Raw genomic sequence first — 23,457 nt, 5'->3', positions numbered from 1 at the left:
GAGCGTCTTCGTAAGTCTCTCCGTGAGTGCAAGGCTGCATCATATCCGTAAACTCAGGTAGCGAAACCACATAACATTGGTCTTCTTCTGACCATTGAATCACGATTGTATATTTCATTCTTCTGAAACATAATTACGAATTGTTCTCCAGTTTTTTAGCCGACCTTCTGCAATATCTTTTTTACCTTCTTCAAATGATTCAATAAATCCAGGGATATCAAGTAACTCTTGGGTAGCATCTTCACTCTCCTTATCTGCTAGATATGCTAAAAAATCAGCAACCAGTTGTAAGCGTTCTGAAGATAATACATCTAAATATTGGTTGATTTGCTGACGAACTTCTGTGTTACTCATATTTTTGCAACTCTTCTACTTCTCTAATTGTGCCAACTTCTTCTGAGCAAATTCCCGCACTTGCTCATCTGGGTCATTTTGTGCGCGATCGCGCAACAGTGGTAAAGTCTGGGGATGCTGAGGAAATTGCTTGATAATTACTCCAAGTACCAGTGTTCGAGAGAGATTATCAAAGAGGTTCTCACTCTTAGAAGCTTGAGTGATGGCGATAACATGCAAAAATTCAAACATCCCTGGTTCATTATTGAAAGCACGCGCTAACTCTTGCACTGCGGAACGTTGTACATGGATACTATATTTATCAGAAGTCGCAAGTTGTTTAAGGAAAGATAGCGTGTCAGGATTCTCTTTCCAGCCATACGTTAACTCTCGCATTGCTACACTTTGCACACACGAATTACCATCTCTGGTAGCGAGTTCTTTGAGAAAAGTTAACGTGTCAGGGTTATCCTTCCAACCTCGTGCTAATTCCCTCACTGCTTCAGCTGGTAAATCAGAATCATCTTCATTTGAGGTTGCATGTTTTTCTAAGAAAGCTTTTGTATTCGTGTCATCTTTGAAAGAACGGGCTAACTCTCTTAATGCCTCACGCGCCACATTAGAATTATGATTAAAAATATGATCAAACCTAGTGTATTCCGCAAGCCAGCGTAATACTTCAGGATTATCTTTCCACCCTTTAGCTATTTGTTCCACGATGACTTGTCGCAGATGACCTTCTTTATCATTTCTAGCGATTTCCTTAAGAAAGGGTAAGATAGTAGGATCATGTTTCCACCCTTTAGCTAATTCGTAAATTACTGTTTGTTGCACTGGTATAAAATCTGATACCGCATGGTGTTTTAGGATAGCTACAGTATCGGGGTCATCTTTCCAAGAACGTACTAAGGCTAGCAAGGTAAATTCTCGTACTTCCTCACAACTATCGGTAGTACTTTCTTGGAGTAAGGCTTTGATGTCGAGATCATATTTCCAACCCAAAGCTAACTCTTGTACTGCTGCATATCGCACATAATCATCTTTGTCGGAGGTAGCAAGTTTTTTGAGTAAAGCTTTAATGTCGGGGTCATCTCTCCATTTCAAAGCTAACTCTTGCACTGCTACATATCGCACATCTCTATCTTCATGAGATGTCGCACATTTTTTGAGCCAGGGTAAGATGTCAGGGTAATCTTGCCAAGTGCTTACAAGTGCTGTAATTGCTTTGGTGCGAATCTCCTGAACTGAGTTATTATGTTCTATATCTTTTTCAAAATCTTCTATTTCAGTTATTGGCTGCGAAATGTTAATTACATTGCCATATTTAGTTAATCCTTTTATCTTTTCACGTAATTTATTGTCAACTAACTCAATTGCGTGACGATTTCTCACCTCTACAAGACATTTAGCCGCCAAAAAGAGATTGACAAACTTCTCCTCTTCACCATCTTGCGCCATTAAATACTCAAGAATCTCGCCAACAAATATTGGCTCAATCATTCCCGCAATTAGCAGCAAGACTTCATGCCAACTTTCATCCTGCCAATGTTTGCCAAAAACTTCATTCTTAAGTTCCTCAATAGTCAGAGTTTGCGTTTCTTTAAACTGCCAGACAAACTCCCAAGCACAGAAATATTCTAAAAATGTCCGATGCACAAAAGCATAATAATCCGCACCCCGGAAACATAACATAAAGTTGCGAGTCCGCAGTTGATTAATCATCACCCGCGCAGCTTCTCTGGGTTTATCAAATTCTATAGTTCTGAGATAATCAGTCAGAACTTTGACTAAATCATTTTCATTAATCAAATTACCTGCCAAACCTTTCTCACCAGTTTGCATAAGATAAGCAACCTGACGCAGCATCGCTTGCTTATCTTTATAATCAATAGTCTTGGGATCTAACCTTTTATCTTCTATCAAAACGCGTTCCACATCCCATCGATGTAGCAGTACCCGCGATGCTTCCTCATAAAGCTCGGCTCTCTTTCTTGGTAGCTCTTGATTACGATTAAGAATTGCCATCATCGTCAACAGCAGAGGATTTCCCGCCAATTCTGCAATAGCCTTGGAAGCTTCAATTCCTCTTTGTAGCCGTTCCCGTTTTCTCACCTTATCTACTGCATCGGTAAAAGTTAACTCATGCCAACGGTAGATAAAATCCTGAATTTGTTCAGAGTCTAAATCTTGTAATATAAAGTGGCGAAACTCAGCATTAAGCAATCGTTGCGGTTTATAGCCAATATAGCGTTTCCTAGTCTACTGAGGTACACCCAAATCTTGTTTACCAAGGTTAGTAGCTTTGAAAACGTACCTCACTAGGTTGGGAACCGCTATAATCCGAGATGTGACAATTACCTGCACATCAGGATACTCATTAGTAAAGCGATGAATATCAGTAATTACATCCTCTCGCTTACCAGGGTCAAATACCTCATCCAAACCATCAAACATCACTAAGGCATTACCAGCTTTTAATTGTTTATCTAGTTCAAGCTGATTGAGATGATGAACAGCACCACTACATTGATGAAAGAATTCTAGAAAATTATTGCACTCTTGATCTTCCCGTCGCCGCATATAAGTGCGTAACTCAATTAGCAAGGGAATTGGTAATGAGATAACATTATCCAGTGGGGACTCTGCCCAATTCAAAGCCAGAAATTGTAACAATGTAGACTTCCCGGAACCAGGATCGCCCAAAATCACAATGTATTTATAATCTTGCTTTTTATTGACAACATCTAAGACTGAACGGATCGGCTGTTCAAAATAAACCCGTTTGTGGCGTTCTAATTCTTCTAATTCCACTTCTGCTTCTACTTGGTCAGTTTCTCGCAGCCGTTTAAGATGTTCTTTAGGCAGTTCATGAACTTGTGCTAAAACTTGAGTTTCCCGGACATTTTGAGCAGTAAAAATCCGCCACAATTTTAGTTCGTTATAGGCATAGCCGCTAGTATCTAAGCTATCTAACTTGAGATTGCCATAGCTTTCGCGGATTCCTTCTTGATATTTAACTAAATCAAATGCAGTAATTTTCTGAGCATTGCCTTCTAAGATGTCTTTGATCTTATCCAGGTTTTGGGAATCCAGAACATCTCTGAGTTCAGGAATCCCTTGAATAATCTCTTTAACCTTTTGCAGATATTTTTTAGCAATCCGTTTCCAATTAAAATCATCTGGTAAGGGATTTGAAACATTAATTTCATCCCAAATTTTTTGTAATCTATTAGTGTCTATAGCTGGATTATTATCTTTAAAGGCATTTCCCAAAATTTCTTTGACTTCTTGATTTTTGAGAAATTGCTTTATCGGCTGCGTATACTTTTTGATTTCATCTTCAGAAAGTTCTCCACCTTTTAAATCTTCCTGCACCAGTTGTAAAAATTCTTTTAAAGCTTTACCAGCAGCGATTTCTATGTCTTCCTTCTTCAGTTTCTCTAAAATATTGCCAGGGATGCCTTTTAATAAATCTTTAGCCCAATCTTTAGCAGCATCCTTGGCTAAGTCTTCCAGAATGGGTTTAAAAATCAACCCGGCGGCCTGAGTTACACCCCAAATAACTAACCAGTCCATAATACCCGCGTCTGTTGAAAGTTTGACTACGAGTATATACACTAACTTAAGTAATGTTTCCAGATTTCAGAGTTATTGCAGAAATAATACTGCTCATCAGAGGGGAAGTTGATTTTTAGCACTACTAACGCCGATCATTCTTCTCTTGCTGAAGTCTCTGCGCGATCGCATGATCAAAGTAGTCAGTACTGAGTTAGCAGTTTTGAGTATAATTGCAGATTAATCAAGATTATCTGGGTCTATGCCGAGCGATCGCAATTTATCCGCTAGCCGTTGAATCTTCTCTTGTGGCGTAGGATAGCGTTTTCCTGATTCATCATACCAATAAAGCCATTCTCTGGTGACACCAGAATAATTGCCGCGATCGCAACCAATTCCTAAGCCAATTTCCGGTAGCCAAACCGGATTTCCTGCTTGTAATTCATACTTGCCATTTACTAATTTATGCACTTCCAAACGCGGTTTGCGACGGCGACGAGAAGAATAAATTACGTAATAAAGTACGCCTAAATCTGCGTATTCATCTAATTTAGTGGTATATTCTTTACGATAAGTTTTAGATACCACCTCTAGTACGAAAGTGGGTAAAACTTTTTCTTCCCACAATACATAACTGGGACGCAATTCTTCATCATAAAAGCGTTCTACCCCTAAACTCAAAAACCCATTTGGTACAATTGGCGGTTTATCAGGGTGATAATAAATACCCATATCTATGCCAAAGAACCAGTCCATGCGCTCTGCCCAAAGTATTAGTAGTATTGCCTTCAGCAAGCCTGGAATTAATTCTTGCAGTTCATTATCCACAGGCGTTTCGTCAGACTCTGGTAGTTCTTCGGCTGAAGGTAAGTAGCGTGGCAGGTTGTATTCTAACATGGCTGATTTCCCTAACACTCACCAAGATTATAGCGATTAACTCTGATTATTCTTCTGTTGCTGAAGTCTCTGCGCGATCGCACGCTCGCACAATCATACTAATTGCGATCGCTCACTAGACCACTCTCCACGAGATAATAACAATACCTTGTGAGATTCGTGTCTATTATTAATGTCCTTTGATAACCTGTGCAAACTGCTTTCAGAAAAACATCCCGCCACCTTTGCTAGTTGGGTTTTGGGAACACCACAAACGAACGTCAAAGTCCTGAAAACCGAATTAAGCATTGAACCGATTCGTGCTGATTATGTTACCTTTTTACAACTAGAAGGGCGGATTCTCCATCTAGAATTTCAAACCAAACTAGAATCAACACCACCTCTGCCCCTGCGGATGCTAGATTATTGGGTACGCTTGTATCGGCTATATCGTCTCCCAATAACGCAAGTTGTCGTATTATTGCTTCCTCCTGCACCAGAAACGGTAATTGAAACAGTCTTCAGTGTCGAAACCACCCGTCACGAATATCGTGTGATTTCTATATGGGAAGAAAAGCCCGAATTGTTCCTTAATGAGCCAGCTTTGTTACCATTAGCACCACTGGCAGCAACCACGCAACCGCAAACCTTGTTAAAACAAGTTGTGGAACGAGTTAATCAACTTCAGCCAGGACAACGGCCAGAAATTTCGGCTTACACCCAAATCTTGGCAGGGTTAAAATACAAAAAAGACTTGATTAGACAGCTATTTCGGGAGGGTATGATGCGCGAGTCAGTAATTTATCAGGAAATTCTTGCAGAGGGTGAACAAATAGGAGTGCAAAGAGGCGAACAAATAGGGGAACAAAGAGGTGAACAAAGAGAACGATCACTCATTCTCCGTCAACTGACTCGCCGCATAGGAGAATTACCCCAAGAAGTACTAGAACGCATTGAAACTCTTTCTCTAGAACAATTAGAAAATCTCGGTGAAGCTTTGTTAGATTTTCAGGCGATCGCAGATTTAAATGTCTGGTTTAGTACATTAGCCCAGCACTAGACAATCTGGCACTGAAGTGCAACCTAAATAGATGAATTCCCAGATAGTTGTTGGGACTGTTAGAGTACTCCAAGTAAAAAAATACTCAATTGTCATTGCGAGCGTTCGCGGAGCGTCTCGTAGAGAAGCGAAGCAATCCCAGCCCTTGCGATTGCTTCGCTTCGCTCGCAATGACGGGTTTTGGATCATTTATTTTTTGGAACACTCTTAATTAACTATAAACTGCGATGTCTACGATGGGCTGTGCGATCGCAGTTTTCCCTCACCTTCGCTATAAACATAAGTAGCCAGTAGTTCTTGTCAGGGATATGTGCGATCAATCACCAGACGAACTTACCCACTTTAATCAATTCTTTCAGTTAAATCACATCTTGAGTGTTGAGTTTGAGGGCTTTTTGAGTTGGAGAGAGCGATCGCTCTACCTTTGTTTGTTACCCTCGATTTCCCCATTTTTTGCTCAGAAAAAAATACAAGCATATAAATAAATTTAACGAAGTATTTTCAAAAACTCTTACCCTTAGTAATGTTTGTTCAAGCTCTCGGAAAAATTGGCTAGCCAAGAGTTCAGTGTAATAGAAACCAATACCACATTATGGGGAAGTTTAGAATCCTTATGTTTGCTTTAAACCCAACACGGATGCTTGGACGCATACTATTCACATCACTAATCAGTTTGATGTCCTTAGAGGTTGTTTCCACCGAAGCGTTTGCCATCCCACCTGCCGCCTCTGTTGACACTCTGGTGAAAGTGCCTGGTACAATGACCAATTCGCCCTTTGATACTAACCGTTACTTAAAAGTGCCACCCAACTTTTCCATCTCTGTTTATGCTCGCATTCCGAATGCTCGCTTTATGGCAGTTGCTCCCAATGGCGATCTTTTAGTATCACAGCCAAGTACAGGTAAAGTGTTAATTGTCCGGCCAAATGGCAGCAACGACCCAATTATTTCCGACTTCGTGACGGGTCTACGCAAGCCACACGATATTGTGTTTCATACAATTGATGGCATCACATACGTTTATATCACTGAGACTCATCAAATTAACCGCTTCATTTACAACTCTGGAGACTTAATCGCAACAAATCGCCAAATCGTTATAACTGGTTTACCAGACAGCAGCACATCAGAACTAAAAGGCGCTTATGGTCATGAACTGAAAAATATCGCCCTTGATGCCAATGACAAACTGTACGTGTCGATCGCTTCTGCCTGCAATGCCTGCAAGGAAGATACAGTCAGTGACCCAGTACGTGGTGCGATTTACCAGTATGACGCTACTGGAACCAATCGGCGGCTTTTTGCTCAAGGTTTACGTAATGCCGAAGGGTTAGCATTCTTCCCTGGGACAAATGACCTTTGGGTAGTCGTTAATAATCGAGACCAGATCGCTTATCCCTTCAACGATAGCACCGGCAATTACGGTAAGATTATCCCCTCTTACGTAGACGACCACCCACCAGAGGAATTCACGAAAGTCCGAGATGGCGGTAACTACGGTTGGCCATTCTGCAACCCCAACCCTGACACGCCAACTGGCCTCAACAATATGCCATTTGACCGTGACTATGAATACAATGCTGATGGAAATGTTAATTGCGATGCAATGGACAGGATTACCAAGGGTATCCAAGCCCATTCAGCGCCCTTGGGACTAACATTCTTACAAAATACTACCTTTCCCAGCCTGTACTCAAGTGGGGCAGTAACGGGGCTACATGGTTCATGGAATCGCCAGAAAAAAGTCGGCTACAAAATAGCTTACTTTCCCTGGGACACTACGACAAACGCTCCAGGAGATGAGATGGATTTAGTCAACGGTTGGCTGAATCCAGCAACGCAAGAAGTCTGGGGGCGACCCGTGGATATGGTAGTTGATCTACAAGGCAATTTGTTAATTTCGGATGATTATAGCGGTACCATTTACAAGCTCTCCTACAATCCCCCCTCCACGCAATCATCAGAAGTTAAGGTCTACGCAGAAGCTAATTTTACTGGAGTTTCCCAGTCTTTTACCACAAGCCCAGGGGTATACAAAGCCAACGAAGGTGACTTAAATGTTGTGGGGAATGACACTATTAGCTCATTAACTGTACCTGACGGTACAGTTGTACGTGTATGCCAACATGAAACTGGTGGTCTATGTCGTCAGTTTAGTGCTGGTAATTATGAATCTGTTGGAACTGAATTCAATAACATGATCTCGTTTATAGAGGTCAATCCGCGATCGCAGGTTAAGGTCTACACAGAACCTAATTTTGCTGGAGTTGCTCAGTCTTTTACCACAAACCCAGGGGTATATAAAGCCAACCAAGGTGACTTAAAGTTTGTGGGAAATGACGCTATTAGCTCATTAATCGTACCTGACGGTACAGTGGTACGTGTATGCCAAAGTGAAACTAGTGGTCTATGCCGTGAGTTTAGTGCTGGTAATTATGAATCTGTTCCACCTGAATTCGAGAACACGATCTCGTTTATAGAGGTCAAATAGCACCACTTGCCGAATTTTAGATTTTAAATTTTGGGTTTTGGATTGAGTAATTTAAAATCCAAAATTTAAATGAGAGCAAGGAAATTTAAATGCAAGAACAATTCTATTATTCAAAAGCCAAAATTCAGTCACCTGTGCTGTTTTTGGCTTATTGTCTCTAATCAACTAGAAACTGCGATGTCTACGACGAGCTGCTTCAACGCAATTTTCCCCACAGCAAGCCCAGTCTCGCTATAACTATGAGCCGCCGCAAGTTCTTGTAAAGGATATGTGCGATATTTTGCTGAATGAACTCATATCATGTCCGGTTAAATAATTGGCAAAATCTAGATTCAACGGGATGGCACAGAAGAAGGCATTGCCGCCGATTTAGAACGGCCTGGAATTCCTAAAGAGCATATTGTTCTAGGGTTTCGTCCACCGGAGTTAAGACCTTACACTGGCTATGCAGTTGCTTAAGGTGCATAGGCGCAGCCCGTCGTAGACATCGCTCTTTAAGAGTGAACACGGAACATTCTCTTTATTCTTCAGTGGTAAATACAACACCTTCGTACAGTAATTCAATCGGACACTCAAATTCAATACTCGATAAAGTGACGATATCTCCAGCCGTATAGGGATAGTAAAGCCACATCCTACCCTCACCCCGACAGTAACGCTCAACGGAGATTTGTTCCGAGTCAATCAAGATATATTCTTGCAAACTGGGGATTGTCAAATAATAAGTAAATTTTTCACCCCGATCTTTCGCGCTTGTACCTGGCGAAAGAACTTCGGCAATCAGCTTGGGATGTTGGATAAATTTGCGGGCATTAAGGTCTTCAGGGTCGCAACTGACAATAACATCAGGATAATAGTAGCGACTCTGGGCAGTGAGTTGCATTTTCACATCTGACACATTCACTCGACAACCCCTTGAACGCAAATGAGGGCGTAAGGCAGTGTACAAGTTAAGTGCAATGTCGTTATGGGGAATTGTACCGCCTGTCATCGCAAACACTTCGCCATTGGCATATTCGTAGCGAAGGTCTTGCTGGGGTTCCCATTCGAGATATTCCTCAACGGTCATTTTTGGCGGCTGCTGGGGGATAGCTATCATAACTTAAGATTTTTTCACGCTTGGTTTGATTGTAGCTAAATAGTATCAGCAACAAAGAGCGGTATCTGGAAAACCTCTCTCCTATAAGAAGAAATATTTTAAATTTTGCCCCTTCCCGTATTGGGAATGGGGTTTTTTGTTAAGGTTTGTAGTGAGCAATTCAGAAAATTCATTGCGATCGCTCAATCATGTTAGATTATAGTTTGTTGTTTCTCTCAAACACAAAATCTGAGAGTTTCCTGCCCATCTCCTCATTGTGGGAATGAAAAAAGAAGACTGAAAAGTTAAGTTTTTTGAAAATTATATGCAGCAACACATCTATTTCCATTAGCTTCTACGGCTTACCAGACAAGGCTTAAAGGCATAATTGAACATCATTCTCAAAGAAAAATTAAAAGAATATGAAGTGCATTTTTACCCTCAAAAAAATGATATGTTAGATACAGAATTGAATTTCGCACGTTTCTGGAGTAAAACAATATAAATTACTCCAGTTTTTCACCCTCAAACCCTTGTCATTTATACCTTTTGACGAAAATTGAGGGCAACCTGAGTACACATTTAAATAACCGAAATCCAGTTGCAATTAGATTAAATTCTTTGCTGGGATTGGTTTGTGGCTGAGTACAAAGAAATCCTGAACCCCTATCTATAAACACTAGAACCCCAACCAAAAAAGACTAGAACCCCTACCTGAAAAAAACTTTTTTAATTCTTGTAACGCTTGAAGAATTAGGGTTTTTAGTATTTGAGTACAAAAGTAATAAATCCAATAAATTCTATCCTGGAGAGACGCAACATCTGTCTGGGAGACGGCTGCTATAAATCTTATATCGCCAATCACCTAACGCTCTGAAACAAAACAAAGCGAAGGGTGAGTGGAGGGATGACATAGCACCATGCCTGAAGTGAAGAGAAGTCGCGGCTGTAAGCACCAATTCTACCCAAGAACCAAACGTTGACACACACCAGCCGAACATCAGATATCTATCGCCTGCCTGACTTGAAAACAAGTCGCCCTCACCCAAGGGTTTGCAGGCAGTGTGGAAGACGCGACTTCAATTCTGGGCATAGAGAGCAGCAACAACATCTCCCACAGTGGCAGCCAAGTCCACCGACCTTTTGCGAAACTCAATGACATCACCGTCTACACGACTCCTCAACTCCAACGCTACGGAATCGCCAACCCAAGCAAAATCAGGTGGTTGCGGCTGCGATAGCACCACCAGCACCACCGTGGAAAGGGACGAAAAGCTCCAAGAACGCATTGCTAAACATCCCTGCTACAGCGAAGACGCTCATCACCACTACGCCCGGATGCACGTTGCAGTTGCACCAGCTTGCAACATTCAATGCAACTATTGCAACCGCAAATATGATTGCGCTAACGAAAGCCGTCCTGGAGTAGTTAGCGAATTGCTAACACCAGAAGAAGCCGCACACAAAGCTTTAGTCATTGGTGGCAAGATTCCGCAAATGACAGTTGTGGGAATTGCTGGCCCTGGCGACCCATTGGCGAACCCAGAAAAAACCTTCCGCACATTTGAGTTGATTGCAGCACAAGCACCAGATATCAAGCTGTGCTTATCAACCAATGGTTTAATGCTGCCTGACTACATCGATCGCATTAAACAATTAAATATAGATCACGTAACGATCACCATTAACATGGTAGATCCAGAGATCGGTGCTAAGATTTATCCTTGGGTTCACTACAGACGCAAGCGTTATAGAGGTCTTGAAGGTGCGAAAATCCTCCACGAGAGACAAATGGAAGGATTGCAAGCCCTGAAAGATGCTGACATCTTGTGCAAAGTCAACTCCGTGATGATTCCCGGAATTAATGACCATCACTTAGTCGAAGTGAATCGAGTCATTCGTGAGAAAGGTGCATTCTTGCACAACATCATGCCATTGATTTCTGCACCAGAACATGGCACACACTTCGGTTTAATCGGTCAACGCGGCCCCACACCCAAAGAACTCAAAGAAGTTCAAGACAACTGCTCTGGTAACATGAAAATGATGCGTCACTGTCGCCAGTGCCGTGCCGATGCAGTCGGATTGTTGGGAGAAGACCGCAGCCAAGAGTTTTCCAAAGAGAAATTCTTGGACATGGCTCCCGAATATGACATGGAACAACGCGCTACTGTTCACGAAGGAATTGAGAAGTTTAAAGAAGAACTTAAAGTAGCCAAAGATAAGGCGCTAGCTGGCAAGAAAATTGCCAACAGTCCGAAAGTTTTAGTTGCAGTAGCAACCAAAGGCGGCGGATTAGTTAACCAACACTTCGGTCATGCGAAAGAATTCCAAATTTACGAAGTGGGTGGGGACGAAGTTCGCTTTGTTGGTCATCGCAAAATTGACCAGTACTGCCAAGGTGGATACAGCGAAGAAGCTTCTTTTGAGCATATTATGAAAGCGATCGCAGATTGCAAAGCAGTTTTAGTCTCCAAGATTGGTAACTGTCCTCAAGAAAAATTGCAAGAAGCTGGAATTAAGACTGTTGAAGCTTACGACGTAATTGAAAAGGTTGCTTTGGAGTTCTACGAGCAATACGTTAAGGAATTAGGGAATAACGAATAGGGCATGGGGCATGGGGCATAGGGCATGGGATAAGAATTATCCTCAATGCCCTACCCTAAACCCAATCCTCAATGCCCACTTCCCCACTGCCCCATTCCCAAAAAAGGAGAATAAATCATGGCTTACAAAATTCTTACTAGCCAGTGTATTTCCTGCAATCTTTGTCTAACGGTATGTCCCACAAATGCAGTAAAAGTAGTTGACGGACAGCACTGGATTGACCCTGAACTCTGTACAAACTGTGTTGGTAGCATTCATACTGTGCCTCAGTGTAAAGCTGGTTGTCCCACCTGCGACGGTTGCGTTAAGCAGCCTAGCGATTACTGGGAAGGCTGGTTTGCTAATTACAACCGCGTAGTTGCTAAATTAACAAATAAACAAGATTACTGGGAACGTTGGTTTAACTGTTATTCCCAGAAATACTCGGAACAGTTGCAAAAGCGCCAACCCCAAATAATTCGTAATTCATAATTCGTAATTCGTAATTGAAGACAACAATGCAAAATAACTGCATCTATCTCGATAATAATGCCACCACTAAGGTAGACCCAGAAGTTATAGAGGTAATGCTACCTTACCTGACGGATTATTACGGCAACCCCTCCAGTATGCATACCTTTGGTGGGCAAGTCGGTAAAGCAGTGAGAACCGCAAGAGAACAACTTGCAGCTATGCTGGGAGCCGATGAGTCTGAAATTGTCTACACAAGTTGTGGTACTGAGGGAGATAACGCGGCGATTCGAGCCGCACTGTTAGCGCAACCAGAAAAGCGCCACATCGTCACTACCCAAGTTGAACATCCAGCAGTACTCAATGTCTGCAAACAATTAGAAACCCAAGGTTATAGTGTTACCTATCTATCAGTAAATAATCAAGGGCAGCTAGATTTAGATGAGCTAGAAGCCTCCTTGACGGGTAACACCGCCTTGGTGACAATTATGTATGCTAACAATGAAACAGGCACGATTTTCCCGATTGAGCAAATTGGGTTGCGCGTCAAAGAATATGGAGCTATCTTTCATGTAGATGCGGTGCAAGCAGTGGGAAAAATCCCGTTGAATATGAAGACTAGCACCATCGATATGTTAACCCTGTCTGGTCACAAGCTGCACGGGCCAAAAGGAATTGGTGCTTTATATATTCGGCGCGGGGTTCGGTTCCGTCCCTTCATTCTTGGAGGACACCAAGAACGCGGACGTAGGGCGGGAACAGAGAATGTTCCAGCAATTATCGCCTTGGGCAAAGCTGCGGAACTAGAACTGTTACACTTAGAAGAAGCGACGGCAAGAGAAAGAAAGCTGCGCGATCGCCTCGAACAAACTTTACTCGCTAAAATTCCCGATTGTGTCGTTAACGGTGACGTTACGCAGAGATTGCCAAACACAACCAATATCGGCTTCAAGTACATCGAAGGTGAAGCAATCCTACTGTTATTGAACAAATACGGTATCTGTGCATCATCCGGTTCTGCTTGTACCTCCGGTTCTCTGGAACCCTCCCATGTCCTGCGGGCAATGGGCTTACCCTACACAACTTTGCACGGTTCAATTCGCTTCAGTCTTTGTCGCTACACCACTGAAGCAGAAATCGATCAAGTAATAGAGGTAATGCCCAGTATTGTAGAACGTTTACGCGCCCTCTCACCCTTCAAAAATGATGAAGCAGGTTGGTTGCAAGGACAAGAACAAGCACTAGCGCATCGTTAATTAATTAGGGAATAGGGAATAGGGAATAGGGAATAAAGAATTTACTACTCCCTACTCCCCACTCCCCACTCCCCCACTCAGCACTCAGCACTCATTACTCAGAACTAAATATGTGGGACTACACCGATAAAGTATTAGAACTGTTTTACGATCCCAAGAATCAGGGAGAAATTGAAGAAACGGGCGAAGCTGGAGTTAAGGTTGCAACGGGTGAAATCGGTAGCATTGCTTGCGGTGATGCTCTGAGATTGCACCTGAAAGTAGAAGTAGAATCTGATAAGATTCTAGATGCTCGCTTTCAAACCTTTGGTTGTACTAGTGCGATCGCATCTTCTAGTGCATTAACCGAAATGGTTAAAGGTTTAACCTTAGATGAAGCTTTGAAAGTGTCCAACAAAGACATTGCAGATTACCTGGGTGGTTTGCCAGAAGCAAAGATGCACTGCTCTGTCATGGGACAAGAAGCCCTAGAAGCCGCTATCTATAATTATCGTGGCATTCCTCTAGCTACCCATGATGATGACGATGAAGGTGCGTTAATTTGCAGTTGCTTTGGCATCAGCGAATCTAAAATTCGTCGCGTCATTTTAGAAAATCATCTCACGGATGCCGAGCAAGTAACAAATTATGTAAAAGCTGGTGGCGGATGCGGTTCCTGTCTGGCTAATATCGATGATATTATTAGATCAGTTCAACAGGAATACGCCTCACCTGCTCTCAACAACTACGGCGTACAAGTTGCCACAGAAATTGTTACATCTAAGCAACGAGCGCTAACAAACGTGCAAAAGATTGCTCTAATTCAAAAGGTTCTCGATGAAGAAGTCAGACCCGTACTGATTGCAGACGGGGGAGATGTAGAACTATATGATGTAGAAGGCGATCGCGTTAAAGTTGTACTGCAAGGTGCTTGCGGTTCCTGTTCTAGTAGTACAGCAACTCTGAAAATTGCGATCGAAGCCAGATTACAAGATCGTGTCAGCAAGAGCCTTGTAGTCGAAGCAGTTTAGGAATTGCTGTAGGACTTAACGTAATCTACAAATACGCTCTAATATGCATTCAGCCAGGAACAGAAAGTAGGATTTGAACCATATAATTGTCTCCACATCAATGCTTCAATCCTACCGGCAACCAATAGCTAAATTTAGCTATGAGGCTAACAGCATATAGGCAAAGAGATTAAGTGCCTACTTGCAAATTTCATCATCCAACTCGCTTCAAAGGAACAGGATATGAGCACATTGTACGACAACATTGGTGGACAACCAGCTATTGAACAAGTAGTAGATGAACTCCACAAACGCATTGCTACAGACAGCCTCCTCGCTCCCGTTTTTGCTGGTACAGACATGGCGAAGCAACGCAATCATCTAGTTGCTTTCTTAGGTCAAATATTTGAAGGGCCAAAGCAATACGGCGGTCGTCCAATGGACAAAACCCACGCTGGAATGAACCTACAGCAACCACACTTCGATGCGATCGCCAAGCATCTCGGTGAAGCAATGGCTGTGCGTGGAGTGTCAGCAGAAGACACCAAAGCTGCACTAGATCGCGTCACAAATATGAAGGGCGCTATTTTGAACAAGTAATAGGACTTATGTATTGATTGTTGACAAATAACAACATCAAGTCCTATTGAATCTTGCAAGCTGAAACACATTATGACGTATTTGTAAATCGCGTAATTTTCTTTGTTCTTTGTCAAAACAAATGACAAAGGACAAAGGACAAAAAATCAAAAGAAAAAAATTTTAACGAGGAAGATCGATGAACTTACTGTCAATAATTTTGGCTGTGGAGCGATCGCCCCCAGCAGGCATTTATGCCAACGCTACCAACGATGCTCTACACGCGCTCACTACTGTCGCTCAACTGGCGTGAACGCAACTGACAAACGCACAGACCCACCAACCAACCAATTGCAGGGAAACAAGAACCATGACAGACGAAAACATTAGACAGATAGCTTTCTACGGTAAGGGCGGTATCGGTAAATCTACCACCTCCCAAAACACCTTAGCAGCTATGGCAGAAATGGGTCAACGCATCCTTATCGTCGGTTGCGACCCTAAAGCTGACTCCACCCGTTTGATGCTGCACAGCAAAGCTCAAACAACCGTTCTTCACCTCGCCGCAGAACGTGGTGCAGTAGAAGATATCGAACTCGAAGAAGTAATGTTAACCGGTTTCCGTGACGTTCGTTGCGTAGAATCTGGTGGGCCAGAACCCGGTGTAGGTTGTGCAGGTCGTGGTATTATCACCGCCATCAACTTCTTAGAAGAAAATGGTGCTTACCAAAACCTAGACTTCGTATCTTACGACGTATTAGGTGACGTTGTGTGCGGTGGTTTCGCAATGCCTATCCGTGAAGGCAAGGCACAAGAAATCTACATCGTAACATCAGGTGAAATGATGGCGATGTATGCAGCTAACAACATCGCTCGTGGTGTTCTTAAGTATGCTCACACCGGTGGCGTGCGCTTGGGTGGTTTGATTTGTAACAGCCGTAACACTGACCGGGAAATCGAATTAATCGAAACCTTGGCAAAACGGTTGAACACCCAAATGATTCACTTCGTACCCCGTGACAACATCGTTCAACACGCTGAATTGCGCCGCATGACAGTTAACGAGTACGCACCAGAAAGCAACCAAGCTAACGAATACCGGACATTGGCTACCAAGATCATCGACAACAAAAATCTAGCTATTCCTACACCCATCGAAATGGAAGAACTAGAAGAATTGTTGATTGAATTCGGTATCCTCGAAAGCGACGAAAATACCGCAATGCTAGTTGGTAAGAGTGCTGCTGAAGCTCCTGTAGTATAATTCGCTGCTAATAAATAACGCTTTAGCACAAGGAAAAAGGAAAAAGGAAGAATCTCACATTTGACCTTTGACCTTTGACCTTTCCCTCTAATCTCCCCCCTAATCTTAGAGGGGACTCCTAGTCCCCCTATGCCCCGATCCTTACGAGTCACAGAGGCTAAATATGACACCTCCAGAAAATCAAAACATCATCGAAGAAAGAAAAGAACTAATTAAAGAAGTTCTAGAAGCTTACCCGGACAAAGCTAAGAAAAAACGGGAAAAGCACTTAGGCGTATACGAAGAAGGTAAGGCCGATTGCGGCGTTAAGTCTAACATCAAATCCCTTCCTGGGGTAATGACCGCTCGTGGTTGTGCTTATGCCGGTTCTAAAGGTGTGGTTTGGGGTCCTATTAAGGACATGATCCACATCAGCCACGGGCCTGTAGGTTGCGGTTACTGGTCTTGGTCTGGTCGTCGTAACTACTACATCGGCACCACAGGTATTGACACCTTTGGTACCATGCACTTCACTTCTGACTTCCAAGAACGAGATATCGTTTTTGGTGGTGACAAGAAACTTACCAAGCTCATCCAAGAACTTGATGTACTTTTCCCACTCAACCGTGGTGTTTCCATTCAATCAGAATGCCCCATCGGTCTAATTGGGGATGACATCGAAGCAGTAGCTCGGAAGACATCGAAAGAAATTGGCAAGCCAGTTGTACCTGTTCGTTGCGAAGGCTTCCGGGGTGTTTCCCAATCTTTGGGACACCACATCGCTAACGACATGGTTCGTGACTGGGTTTTCACCAGAGCAGACCAAGCGAAAAAAGACGGTACACTTCAGTTTGAAGGTACTCCTTATGATGTAGCCATCATTGGTGACTACAACATCGGTGGAGATGCTTGGGCTAGCCGCATCCTGTTAGAAGAAATCGGCTTGCGCGTAGTCGCTCAGTGGTCTGGTGATGGCACAATCAACGAAATGTTGATGACCCCCAATGTGAAGATGAACCTCATCCACTGTTACCGGTCGATGAACTACATCAGCCGTCACATGGAAGAAGCTTATGGTATACCCTGGTTGGAATACAATTTCTTCGGCCCCACCAAGATTGCTGAATCTTTACGGGAAATCGCTTCCAAGTTTGACGAAACAATCCAAGCAAATGCTGAGAAAGTTATCGCCAAATATCAGCCCACAATGGATGCGGTAATTGCTAAGTATCGCCCCCGCTTGGATGGTAAGACCGTTGCCATCATGGTTGGTGGTCTACGTCCTCGCCACGTTGTCCCAGCTTTCCTAGACTTGGGCATGAAAATGATTGGTACAGGTTATGAGTTCGCTCATAATGACGACTACAAACGTACCACTCACTACATCGAAAACGGCACCATCGTTTATGACGACGTTACCGCTTACGAATTCGAGGAATTTATCAAAGCGCTGAAGCCTGACCTAGTTGCTTCTGGTGTGAAAGAGAAGTACGTCTTCCAAAAGATGGGTCTACCTTTCCGTCAAATGCACTCTTGGGATTACTCCGAACCTAGCGATCGCTCCTCAACATCATAATAATGCAAGGTTTTTTCGCGGCGGGAGAAAAAAGAGCCTATTTCTAGCCTAAATGCAGGTTGCAGGGTTATTTAGGAACAATCTTTTTTGATGCTTTAGATAGTATAACTCTTATGGAGTCTGGTTTTTAGATTTTGCTTGCATTTTACTCAAAGGAAAACTGTAAAATAAAAGACTATTTAAAATGACGATTTTTTAGATTAAATGGTGCGATCGCATGATTGAAAACACAATCAATACACTTAAGTACACTTTTATAGACTGCACAACCAACGAGAAATAGATGCAACTTGATTCTCTTGATTTAAATTAGCAGCGTTGCTGAGAGTGCTGTTTTCCAATTGATTCCAGATTTCGCCTGCCATCCTTCTGGCGATCGCTGATCCTACGAAGAAAGTCAGAGGTGAATGCCCTACTCTAGAAAATGCTTCACGTATACGATTTAGTGCTGCTTGTGCAGTTTTCCAATGTTCATCTGCGCCTGCGGGATCTATACCTCCTTTAAGTTCACCAAGAGCAATAACGTATGGCGCAACTACAGATGGTTCAATGGCATTAGATTTGTTGGCTACTAACTCTGCTGGGTTCAGGTTAAACAAACATAGATCCACATTACTTCTAACTAGCGGGACAGTCAGGTTATAAATTAGTGTGCGATTACCAATCTCGGTTTCCCAGCTTATTCCTCGTAAAGATAACTCAATTTCTGAGTCATTATTTGTCATGGCTATCCACTTTTTACTCTTTGAGTGTTGCCAGTGGTATCTTGTACCTGCGATCGTGAGAGTAGAGAGAATTGCACGAGTTAGCTTTCTTTGTGCCAACACGCCTCCAACATTTCGCATTGAACCACCAAGTGTGTCACCACGAGTCAGCAAAAATCTAAAAACCAATTCCTCTGGAAAGTTTGCACCTGCTGGCTCAAGAAAATTTTTTATCAGACCATTTACAGCCTGTACTTTATCCTCTGACATCAGGTGTGCTAAAGATTTATCAGATAAGCCTGCCGCAGTTAACAATCCCATCTCAATGCCCTTAATCTTTAGTAATTCAATAGGACTCTCAGCTTGAGCAGCAGCTTCTTTAAGTGCCCTTGCTTCTGCGACAAATGGCGTAGCACGTCGATTTTTCTCTAGTGCAAGAGCTACAAAACCTGCACGAATTGCCTCATAAGTTGTTATAAGATCATCAATGGATTGAAGATGATTTTGATAGGAACACATAGGAATTCAAGTTATGGCTTTTTCCACACATAAACGCACTTCCGCAATGGATCGCGTCCATGATTTCCCATCTGCTGGCTACTATTACCTTTATCACTTGGCAAAACAAGGATATTTTCAATAACAAAACCTAGCTGTTCGGCGAAATCAGAGAGAATCATATCTACTGAAATGCTTGCACCTGCATAGCGAACATTGTCGTTAACCATGAATAAAAGTGCCCCTGGTTTAAGAACACGAAAACATTCTTGTATTACACACGCCATCTCATAAAAATATCCTCTGATCATTCTTGGTATACCATTATTATTCAACGCACCCTTTGCTTTTTGGTTATCGAGATATTTCAAGATAGCCTGCAACAAATTCTGTGAATCAGCAATATTTAAGGCTGTTTTCCAATCTGAGTTAATAGTCAATAAATCTTTGGGGCGATTTTCAACTGTACAACTTAGCATTTCCTGACGAAGGTTAATTAACTCCTTTTCAGAAATACCAAGTAGAGCTAGTTCCAGTGCATAAGTGCGAGTATAGTCGTATCGATTGCAATAGGGTGGAGATGTAATAATTGCATCATATACGGAATTGGCTAGACGCGGCATAATCTCAAGACAAGAGCCTTCATAAAGATGAATTTGACCTTGAGAGTTTTTAATTGGGAAAAGCTCAATTTGTTGTGTTGAAGGCAGTAAATCATCAATAATTTCACTTATTTTATTGGCGATCGCATTATCGAACTCTAGAATTTCGCCTTTGTTGAAAAGTTTCTTGCTCTGTCCACGACCGGAACGATAATCCCAACGGAGGTACTGTCCATCTTTACGTGTATAACTTATGGATTCTAAAACGCACAGTAAGACAAAGTTTAAAACTGCCTGGACTTTATTATTTTCTCCTTTGCAAGCTGCAAGATACTGCTCAATTGCATTTATAGTTATTTCAGAATAAGCTCCTTTTGTGATTCTCAATTCTGGTAAGTCTTTTTTCTGCTCACATTGCTTCCAAACGTGTAACTTTGACCAATCTTTTATTCTATCGAAATTTTCAAGATTGAATTCAGAATCTAAAAGCTTTTTAGCATTAATTATTTGTTGACCAATGGGCAATAATTCAATACCATCAGCGTCAATTCCAGCTTCTCTAGCAGCAAATAGCATAGTTCCACTGCCTGCAAATGGATCTAAAACCTTACCTTGAGTAATTTTATATTGTTGCAATAGATATTCTATAAGAGATGCAGAAAAAGCTTCTTTATATTTATACCACCGATAGATAGGTCTAGTTTTGTTAGCTTGAAAACTAACTATAAGTCGCGTCAATGAAGGATGAACCAAAAATTTATTCTGGAAGCGCTGATGCAGTTGCCTATCAAGGTTGTCAATTTCACCTAAACCATCACTTTCCACTTCGGACACGGTATTGGAGACACTTGCTAGGCTGATCACAGATGAATTTTCCTAGAGAATTAACTAGTCAAGTTAGTATAGTTCTAAATTTTAGGGGTAGATATATGATTCGCCCAAACTTTACAAAAAGTCACTGTATATTTAGGAATGGTGTGTGGGATGTGCAAGGAGTAGACCCTCGTAGCGATGTCTGCGAAGGGCTTCGCCTACGCTCTCACTCGGCAATAAACTAGGCGATGTCTACGACGGGCTGTTCGGCATCGCCTTTAAAGATTATCTGTGAGATGTAGAAGAAGTAGACCGTTTTGGCGATCGCCCTCACTTGACAATGTAGAGATATTGGTCGTGCTGCTCTGCGCTATCTGTATGCAAGTTAACAAGTTCTTCAGAAGGAATACTCTGAGCAAATTGCTCGAACTCGTTGAAGAGATTTTGTAAGGAGTTATCTGCTTCAACAGTAGAAGCAATTACTTGGGTTTTATCTGCTTCCTGAATACTATCTTGATTAAAACCTTGGAAGCTAGATTGCGCCTTTACAGACTGCAAAAGGTTCAAGATTGCCTCAATCAGTTCCTCTGGTGCTTGCTCAATTTCACGAATAAGTTGCTCTTTTGCCGTCATTGCTGATACCCTCAAGCAAATACCTTAAATCTTACTATTAAGTTTAACTCCTATCACTCTGACCCCATAAAAAACATTGCATATTTAGGGATTTTATAACTGCGATGTCTACAACGGGCAACTCTTGGAGAGGCTGCGCCTACGCATTAAACCATCCAATCCTCAATTAACAATTCGGGTACTTTGCTAAAATCCTGATGATTGCGTGTTATAAAACTAATTTACGAGATAGTGCGATCGCCGAATAGCCCCTCGTAGACATCGCAGTAAAAGAAGTAGACTGTTGTTGCGATCGCCTCGTTGCTGCACGATGTAAAGCTGTTCTAGACTTAGAAAGATGCTATGCAGTTTATAATCACCATGAGCTATCACGATATTATTACAATTGAACCGGACAAGCGAGGTGGTAAGCCTTGTATTAGACGGATGCGAATCACCGTGTACGATGTTCTAGGCTGGTTGGCATCTGGTATGTCTCATGGAGAGATATTAGACGATTTCCCTGAATTAACAGAAGAAGATATTAGGGCAAGTCTAGAGTTTGCTGCTGACCGTGAACATCGTTTAGTTGCCTCTCTACCAAACGTTACGCGAACAGCAGGTGGTATTTGAAGCTGCTTTTTGATCAAAATTTGAGTCGCAAGCTGGTAACTCAATTAGCAGATGTTTTTCCTGATTCGAGTCATGTTCAGTTTCATGGACTAGAAGTAAAGACTGATACTGAAATATGGGAATTTGCTAAAACCAATGACTTTTGCATCGTAACTCAAGATGTAGACTTTGCCGAAAGAAGCCGTTTGTACGGTTCTCCACCTAAAGTTGTATGGCTAGGCTGTGGAAATGCACCAACAAAACAAGTTGAATCTCTACTTCGTTCTGGGGTGGAGGTAATTCAGGAGCTTTTAAATAATCCAAGTCTGCATTGCTTAGAATTGTACTAAAGCTTTGCGAGGGATTGTCTGTGAAATACTGAAGAAGTAAGCCGTTGTAGTGATTTCTGCGACGGGCTTTGCCTACGCCCTCACTCGACAATAAAATAGGCGATGTCTACGAAATTTAAGCACATAATAATTAGGTGTATGGCTTCAAATAGCAACGCTCACGCCGGCTCAAATGATCAGCTAGTTCAGTGAGCCTATTTTGTATATCGTTTGGTAAACTGTCAAACTGATTTGGAAACTCCATTAGAGTCAGAAATCGCTTGCATAGCTTCATACTTTGACGGCACTGATATTTGATTTCTTTGATTTCAACTAATGCTTCAAAAGTTAATGACTCACTTAAAATTAGTGTACTTATATAAATGGCAAAAAACGCAGCCTGTAAAGTGTTTGAAGCTTGCCAATAGGAATAATGTATGTCATTATCCTCTCGATAATTGCCAGAAGCAACCATATTAGGGTGAGTATGCTCACTCAGGAACGGAAACATGATTGTATGAACTGCTTGATCATACTTATACTTACTTCGAGAAACTAAAGTTGATATACCTACACCATAGGGTAAAGTTTCGCCAGTTTCAGTATCTATAACTTGATGTGAGAACTTTCGTCCTTTTTGAGAAACTGGATGCTGTAAGCGCCCTGTATAAAGACCAATTTTTTTATACACAAAATCGTCTATATCCTCTGGATTTTCGATCACATATATGATGTGCAGATAGTTTTCATAGACGCTACGTAATAAGCTCATCGCATCTTCAGGTAGTTTATTCTCAAGGAGAATTGATACAGCCATCAAACTTTTACACGCTTTGGTAAAACAGTAAAATACATAATCATGTACAACATACTTTTGAGAAAAATTATTGTCTATAATTGCGTCAACTGTGCCATATTCAAAAACAATACTTTGACAAAGATTAATTTGTTCATTGAGCCTTCGCTTGAAAGCTGTTAATAATCTGAGTAGTGCTGTTTTTTTACGTATATTTGACGAGTCTGTATCAGTCATTAGGTTTAACTTAAAAAGTGTTGCGAGAAGAATTTATTATCAGAATTCGGATTCTCCACAAGAGTAGGTGTTTATGTAACGCCCATAGATAAAATTGCACATACCTTTCGACTTCTCCCTATATTCAATCATTAGCGAGAAGTTGCAACACAACAATGATG

At 42.0% G+C, this 23,457-nt stretch carries 22 protein-coding genes and 2 pseudogenes; 13 read left to right on the top strand and 11 right to left on the bottom strand.

Translation table 11 applies throughout. The features are described from left to right. From VB732_RS03140 to VB732_RS03120, 4 genes and pseudogenes are all read right to left on the bottom strand, one after another. Positions 1-118, bottom strand: a pseudogene (locus VB732_RS03140) (type II toxin-antitoxin system HicB family antitoxin); the annotation flags it as partial. Continuing rightward, on the bottom strand, positions 115-354 hold the full coding sequence (locus VB732_RS03135; RefSeq protein WP_323229363.1) for a hypothetical protein: 240 nt from the start codon (positions 352-354) through the stop codon (positions 115-117). The gene VB732_RS03135 and the pseudogene VB732_RS03140, both read right to left, overlap by 4 nt. 15 nt (positions 355-369) lie before the next feature. Next, positions 370-3,909: pseudogene (locus VB732_RS35935) on the bottom strand (NACHT domain-containing protein). 219 nt (positions 3,910-4,128) lie between these two features. Beyond that, a complete protein-coding gene (locus VB732_RS03120) occupies positions 4,129-4,785 on the bottom strand; it encodes a Uma2 family endonuclease (protein ID WP_323229359.1) in 657 nt (218 codons plus the stop codon). Between VB732_RS03120 and VB732_RS03115 the strand changes: the two genes are divergently transcribed. The 4 genes from VB732_RS03115 (at position 4,764) to VB732_RS03095 (ending at position 8,774) form a co-directional block, all read left to right on the top strand. After that, positions 4,764-4,904 carry a hypothetical protein gene (locus VB732_RS03115; RefSeq protein WP_323229358.1) on the top strand — a complete coding sequence of 47 codons (141 nt, stop codon included), beginning with the start codon at positions 4,764-4,766 and terminating at the stop codon, positions 4,902-4,904. The two genes, VB732_RS03120 and VB732_RS03115, sit on opposite strands and share 22 nt — an antisense overlap. 53 nt (positions 4,905-4,957) lie before the next feature. After that, positions 4,958-5,824 carry an Rpn family recombination-promoting nuclease/putative transposase gene (locus tag VB732_RS03110; protein ID WP_323229357.1) on the top strand — a complete coding sequence of 289 codons (867 nt, stop codon included), beginning with the start codon at positions 4,958-4,960 and terminating at the stop codon, positions 5,822-5,824. Positions 5,825-6,500: 676 nt separating this feature from the next. Continuing rightward, positions 6,501-8,315, top strand: a complete 1,815-nt coding sequence (locus tag VB732_RS03105; protein ID WP_323229356.1) for a sugar dehydrogenase — start codon at positions 6,501-6,503, stop codon at positions 8,313-8,315. 330 nt (positions 8,316-8,645) lie between these two features. Beyond that, positions 8,646-8,774 (top strand): element excision factor XisI family protein, encoded by a 129-nt coding sequence (locus VB732_RS03095; protein WP_416235725.1) that lies wholly within the window; start codon positions 8,646-8,648, stop codon positions 8,772-8,774. Between the two features lie 61 nt (positions 8,775-8,835). Here VB732_RS03095 and VB732_RS03090 read toward each other — a convergent pair whose 3' ends face one another. Continuing rightward, entirely contained in the window at positions 8,836-9,414 is a 579-nt protein-coding gene (locus VB732_RS03090) for a Uma2 family endonuclease (protein WP_323229354.1), read from the bottom strand. Between the two features lie 1,058 nt (positions 9,415-10,472). Further along, complete coding sequence (locus VB732_RS03085) at positions 10,473-10,682, bottom strand: hypothetical protein (protein ID WP_323229353.1); 210 nt, start codon at positions 10,680-10,682, stop codon at positions 10,473-10,475. Between VB732_RS03085 and nifB the strand changes: the two genes are divergently transcribed. The 7 genes from nifB (at position 10,651) to nifD (ending at position 18,093) form a co-directional block, all read left to right on the top strand. Next, positions 10,651-12,000, top strand: coding sequence for a nitrogenase cofactor biosynthesis protein NifB (gene nifB, locus VB732_RS03080; protein ID WP_323229352.1), 1,350 nt, complete (start codon positions 10,651-10,653; stop codon positions 11,998-12,000). The two genes, VB732_RS03085 and nifB, sit on opposite strands and share 32 nt — an antisense overlap. Positions 12,001-12,117: 117 nt before the next feature. Then, positions 12,118-12,471 carry a 4Fe-4S binding protein gene (locus VB732_RS03075; RefSeq protein ID WP_323229351.1) on the top strand — a complete coding sequence of 118 codons (354 nt, stop codon included), beginning with the start codon at positions 12,118-12,120 and terminating at the stop codon, positions 12,469-12,471. 26 nt (positions 12,472-12,497) lie between these two features. Continuing rightward, positions 12,498-13,706: a cysteine desulfurase NifS gene (gene nifS / locus VB732_RS03070; protein ID WP_323229350.1), complete on the top strand. Its 1,209-nt coding sequence runs from the start codon at positions 12,498-12,500 to the stop codon at positions 13,704-13,706. A gap of 110 nt (positions 13,707-13,816) precedes the next feature. After that, positions 13,817-14,716 (top strand): Fe-S cluster assembly protein NifU, encoded by a 900-nt coding sequence (gene nifU, locus VB732_RS03065; RefSeq protein WP_181928123.1) that lies wholly within the window; start codon positions 13,817-13,819, stop codon positions 14,714-14,716. Between the two features lie 222 nt (positions 14,717-14,938). Further along, on the top strand, positions 14,939-15,295 hold the full coding sequence (locus VB732_RS03060; protein ID WP_323229348.1) for a group 1 truncated hemoglobin: 357 nt from the start codon (positions 14,939-14,941) through the stop codon (positions 15,293-15,295). 349 nt (positions 15,296-15,644) lie between these two features. Continuing rightward, positions 15,645-16,538, top strand: coding sequence for a nitrogenase iron protein (gene nifH / locus VB732_RS03055; RefSeq protein WP_193947864.1), 894 nt, complete (start codon positions 15,645-15,647; stop codon positions 16,536-16,538). A gap of 163 nt (positions 16,539-16,701) precedes the next feature. After that, positions 16,702-18,093 (top strand): nitrogenase molybdenum-iron protein alpha chain, encoded by a 1,392-nt coding sequence (gene nifD, locus VB732_RS03050; protein WP_323229347.1) that lies wholly within the window; start codon positions 16,702-16,704, stop codon positions 18,091-18,093. A gap of 254 nt (positions 18,094-18,347) precedes the next feature. Here the strand turns inward: nifD and VB732_RS03045 are convergent, their stop codons facing one another. The 4 genes from VB732_RS03045 to VB732_RS03030 form a co-directional block, all read right to left on the bottom strand. Beyond that, a complete protein-coding gene (locus tag VB732_RS03045) occupies positions 18,348-19,316 on the bottom strand; it encodes a type II restriction endonuclease (RefSeq protein ID WP_323229345.1) in 969 nt (322 codons plus the stop codon). An 11-nt stretch (positions 19,317-19,327) separates the two neighbouring features. Then, on the bottom strand, positions 19,328-20,761 hold the full coding sequence (locus VB732_RS03040; protein ID WP_323229343.1) for a DNA methyltransferase: 1,434 nt from the start codon (positions 20,759-20,761) through the stop codon (positions 19,328-19,330). A 279-nt stretch (positions 20,762-21,040) separates the two neighbouring features. After that, on the bottom strand, positions 21,041-21,343 hold the full coding sequence (locus tag VB732_RS03035; protein WP_323229342.1) for a hypothetical protein: 303 nt from the start codon (positions 21,341-21,343) through the stop codon (positions 21,041-21,043). Positions 21,344-21,559: 216 nt separating this feature from the next. Further along, entirely contained in the window at positions 21,560-21,715 is a 156-nt protein-coding gene (locus tag VB732_RS03030; protein ID WP_323229341.1) for a hypothetical protein, read from the bottom strand. Here VB732_RS03030 and VB732_RS03025 point away from each other — a divergent pair. Continuing rightward, entirely contained in the window at positions 21,704-21,955 is a 252-nt protein-coding gene (locus tag VB732_RS03025) for a DUF433 domain-containing protein (RefSeq protein ID WP_323229340.1), read from the top strand. The genes VB732_RS03030 and VB732_RS03025 overlap by 12 nt on opposite strands. Next, positions 21,952-22,284 carry a DUF5615 family PIN-like protein gene (locus tag VB732_RS03020; protein ID WP_323229339.1) on the top strand — a complete coding sequence of 111 codons (333 nt, stop codon included), beginning with the start codon at positions 21,952-21,954 and terminating at the stop codon, positions 22,282-22,284. Before VB732_RS03025 ends, VB732_RS03020 begins: the two co-directional genes overlap by 4 nt. Positions 22,285-22,414: 130 nt before the next feature. Here VB732_RS03020 and VB732_RS03015 read toward each other — a convergent pair whose 3' ends face one another. Then, on the bottom strand, positions 22,415-23,296 hold the full coding sequence (locus VB732_RS03015) for a DUF5677 domain-containing protein (RefSeq protein WP_323229338.1): 882 nt from the start codon (positions 23,294-23,296) through the stop codon (positions 22,415-22,417). Positions 23,297-23,457: the final 161 nt, after the last annotated feature.

Source organism: Nostoc sp. UHCC 0252 (assembly GCF_034931145.1).
Lineage (GTDB): Bacteria > Cyanobacteriota > Cyanobacteriia > Cyanobacteriales > Nostocaceae > Nostoc.
Note: the sequence above shows the minus strand (reverse complement) of the source record. Positions and strands in the feature narration are given on the sequence as shown.